This window comes from Acinetobacter sp. YH01018 (assembly GCF_013420295.1).
In the GTDB taxonomy this organism is placed as follows: domain Bacteria; phylum Pseudomonadota; class Gammaproteobacteria; order Pseudomonadales; family Moraxellaceae; genus Acinetobacter.
This window is the reverse complement of sequence record NZ_VOYL01000095.1, coordinates 1-3,951: the sequence shown is the minus strand read 5'-3', so window position 1 is coordinate 3,951 and position 3,951 is coordinate 1. Positions and strand designations below refer to the sequence as shown.

The window sequence follows — 3,951 nt, the reverse complement described above, 5'->3', positions numbered from 1 at the left end:
AAAGCTAGGTATACAAGGTGTTTGGCGGGGTAAGAACAAACAAACCACCCGTAGCCGAGATGACCAAAAACGAGCAGATGATTTAGTGAAACGTAATTTTACTGCTGATCATCCTGACCAACTGTGGATGAGTGACTTTACGTATATTCAAACAAATTCAGGCTGGGTCTATACCGCATTTGTTATTGATGTATTTTCACGTGCGATTGTTGGCTGGAAAGTATCAACACGTATGAATACAGACATGGTCCTGGATGCATTGGAGCAAGCATTGCATGATCGAGGCATGGCAAAGAATGTGATTCATCATTCCGACAGAGGTGTGCAATATCTTTCCATTCGCTATACCAATCGTTTAGAAGCAGCAAATTTACGAGCATCAGTCGGTACGACTGGTGATTCATACGATAATGCTTTGGCTGAAACGGTGAATGGCTTATACAAAACAGAGGTGATTGAATATCTAAAAGCAGATTGGCAAGGTTTAGCGGATGTACAACTTGCGACACTAAATTGGGTAGATTGGTTCAATAAAGAGCGTGTACATAGTGCACTAGGTTATGTATCACCTTTTGATTTTGAAGCAATGTACTATGATAAGATTAACCCGTTAGGTCAGGTGGCCTAACTTAAATAAAAAAGTCTCCGACAAACCCGGTACGGTTCAACCTATAAAATTGGTACGGTTCATATATCCACAGAGATTTATAACTAACCAGCACAGACCGACCATACCTTGTTTGAAAATAAAAAAGTGCCTGATGAAATAAGTATTCACCTATTTCAAGACTAAACCTCTGTGATGTACTTGTACAGAGCATGGAAAAACGCTTTGGTGCGGTCAGTTATTTGCCTCAGCCCGTTGAATGACCGACAGATAATGGCAGTTGTTATATTGCAAAATCGACATGGCAATTTGCGCATGCACTTGGCTTTCTTTTCTGATGTTGTTATTGCTATTTTTGGCGACTTGAGCATATTTCTGATTGAGTAAGAAAAATTATGCTTAACTTAAAAGGTTGTTTTTTGTACAGCACTTATAACCACTTAATTTTTTTTTGTAACTATCTTATCAAAACATTTGTAATAGACCTTGTATCTTGGTTTAATTTTTTATTTCTAACAATTTAACTTAAATTTAAATTATTAAAACAAAAAAGTATATACTTATTACATCGTTATCTATCTAAATAAAAGTTTACCCCATATAATAATTATAATTTATTAAAATCTATTTCAACCCTATAATAACTTATATATTTAATTATATATATTTTTTAATATTATATAAATAAATAACAATATATTAGTTTTCTCAAGTGGATATATGATCTATTTATTTTTATACTTCTAATTAATATATTTTTATCATTTTATAAAAACAATAATATAAGATAACAATATCAAACCACCCCTAATTTATCATGTATACAAGATCACTCTATACCCCTCTATGGTCTTGTCCGTACTTTTGATCATTTTATATACTTGGATTATGTTACTACATCAAAATTTTACTGTTACCACATCAAAACCTGTATTTTTTAATTTCTGTTACCACATCAAAACCTGTATTTTTGAAGTCTGTTACCACATCAAAACCTGTATTTTTGAAAAATTGATCATTTTATAATCTGTATATAAATTACGGAATTATAATAGATTTATGAAAAACATATAATAAATTCATATATTCCAGATAATGAATAAAAATTTCAAAATTATTCTTAGACACAATATTCTTTATTTTTATATTTTAACTAATTTAAGTTTTTAATATCCGATGCAAAACTATATTTATCAAATTACAGGATGTAAATTTTATTTTAGACATAATCTATATTAAGAACAAAAAAATATAAATTTTATATTTTTCAGATTACTTATTTCATTTTTTTATTTTAATTTCAATTTATGAATAAGAATATTTTTCTTAAAAAGAATAACTTCATTTCAAGAGGGTGTTAATTAACAAAATTAGAGAATTATTAATAATACAATATTATAAAAATATAAATTAAACCTATTTTAAGTTAAGTTTTTTACCAAGAATATGTAAATATTATGTAAAATTACTGATTAAAAAATGTGAATATAATGATTAAAGATAGTATAAAAAACGGAGATTTATGTCTAATAAAGGGTAATTTCTGTAGAAATATTTAATAAAAACTCAATTAATTGTTATTTCTGATCTTTTTATTGATAATTTTTTGTATATACAGTGTTAAGGTGGTGTTAAAATGAGCAGCATACATTTTGAAACACCACCAAATATTTATCAGTACTGCTCACGAAAACTTGAATTAGCTTCAAGACAATAGATTTGAAACTTTCTAAACAGGTTGCCTTATTCATCATCTTCTTTAAATAAAGATTCAATTTCATCCCAGTGCGGAAATTTACGCATTTTTGGCACAACCTGAAATTGTAACTCTACACAATTAAGTACTTTTTCAAACAAATCAAAAGAGCCGGTGAAACGACCGTTTTCCATTTCAGAAATTGTTGTTTTATGGACTCCTGATTTTTCTGAAACTACTTTTTGTGTATAGCCTAGCTTTTTTCTTGCAGAGCATATTGCTTGCCCTATTTCTTTTCTAGAAGCCATATTACTTCACTCCCAACCATAATATTAGCTATATAGCGAACATCAGGTATTTTATGACTTATATTCGCCATATAACTAACTTTTTATCAGAAAAAACCTATAGGAAAGTAAAATTCTCACTAGATAAGGTTGAAAGTGATTTTGGAGTAAAGCGTTTTGAGGGCAGAGTAAAACTTGAAGTGCGACATAAACCACCTAATTAATTTAAAGGGTTTATGGAGTATATAAAATTGTCATACCATCATCTTAACTTTGAAGATCGTACTGCATTAATGCTTGAGTCAAGAAAAGAAGGCTTTTCAGCCAGAAAATTTGCTGAACTCATTAAAAGACATCCTAGTACGATCTATCGTGAGCTTAAAAGAAATAGCATCAATGACGTTTATCAAGCTCGATATGCTTCTGATAACACCTTCGCTAGACGTAGACGTGGTCACAGAAAACTCAAAATCGATTCAATCCTCTGGAAATTTATTGTTGAAGCGATCCGTTGTTTATGGTCTCCTCAGCAAATAGCAAAGCGTTTAAAGACATTTCCTGATTTGGATCAAACAATGAATGTAAGCCATACAACGATTTATTCAACGATACGAGCATTACCAAAGGGTGAGTTGAAAAAAGACTTATTATCCTGTCTGCGTCATGAAAATAAAAAGCGAAAAGCTAACGGTGAACCTAAAAAAGATTCTATATTACAGGATATTAAAACTATTCATGAGCGCCCAGCCGAAGTTCAAGAAAGAAAAATACCGGGTCATTGGGAAGCTGATTTAATTAAAGGTAAAGACAATAAAAGTTCGATAGCAACACTTATTGAACGAAATACACGGCTCTGTATCTTGGCAACATTACCTGATGCAAAGGCAGAATCAGTGCGCAAGACTTTAACTGAAGCTCTGAAATATTTACCTGCAGAACTGCGTAAAACGTTGACCTATGACCGTGGACGCGAGATGGCAGAACATAAAATACTTGAAGAAGATTTAGGCATAGATGTATATTTCTGTGACCCACATTCACCCTGGCAAAAAGGCACATGCGAAAATATGAATGGTTTAATTAGGCAATATTTACCTAAAGGGATTGATTTAAATCAGGCAGATCAGCATTATTTAAATCAAGTTGCCATGTCACTGAATACTCGTCCTAGAAAAGCGTTAGATTGGCTTACACCATTAGAGAAATTTGCTCAGCTTGTTGATTATCATAAGACGAGAGCGTTCAAAATTCTGTGTCAGCCGAATTGGCTAGAGTTTAATTATATCATCGAGCCTGCCTTCAAAGTAAATCGATAACTGTGTGATGGTTTGCCCCCAGTTTGTCACCGGCATTGTCCATTT

The 3,951-nt window shown here is 31.7% G+C and carries 3 protein-coding genes; 2 read left to right on the top strand and 1 reads right to left on the bottom strand.

What is annotated here, in order from left to right; translation table 11 throughout:
- Positions 1–628: IS3 family transposase (locus FTT83_RS15570; RefSeq protein WP_180082646.1), on the top strand; the 628-nt coding region annotated here is incomplete at its 5' end.
- Between the two features lie 1,722 nt (positions 629–2,350).
- On the opposite strand, the gene FTT83_RS15565 is transcribed toward FTT83_RS15570, so the two are convergent.
- Positions 2,351–2,611: a helix-turn-helix domain-containing protein gene (locus FTT83_RS15565; RefSeq protein WP_086194876.1), complete on the bottom strand. Its 261-nt coding sequence runs from the start codon at positions 2,609–2,611 to the stop codon at positions 2,351–2,353.
- A gap of 272 nt (positions 2,612–2,883) precedes the next feature.
- Here FTT83_RS15565 and FTT83_RS15560 point away from each other — a divergent pair, with 272 nt between their 5' ends.
- Positions 2,884–3,906, top strand: coding sequence for an IS30 family transposase (locus FTT83_RS15560; RefSeq protein ID WP_257234917.1), 1,023 nt, complete (start codon positions 2,884–2,886; stop codon positions 3,904–3,906).
- Positions 3,907–3,951 lie beyond the last annotated feature (45 nt).

Coding starts and splice junctions, on each gene's coding strand:
- FTT83_RS15560 (WP_257234917.1), top strand. CDS start 2,884: ATGCTTGAGTCAAGAAAAGAAGGCTTTTCAGCCAGAAAATTTGCTGAA.
- FTT83_RS15565 (WP_086194876.1), bottom strand. CDS start 2,611: ATGGCTTCTAGAAAAGAAATAGGGCAAGCAATATGCTCTGCAAGAAAA.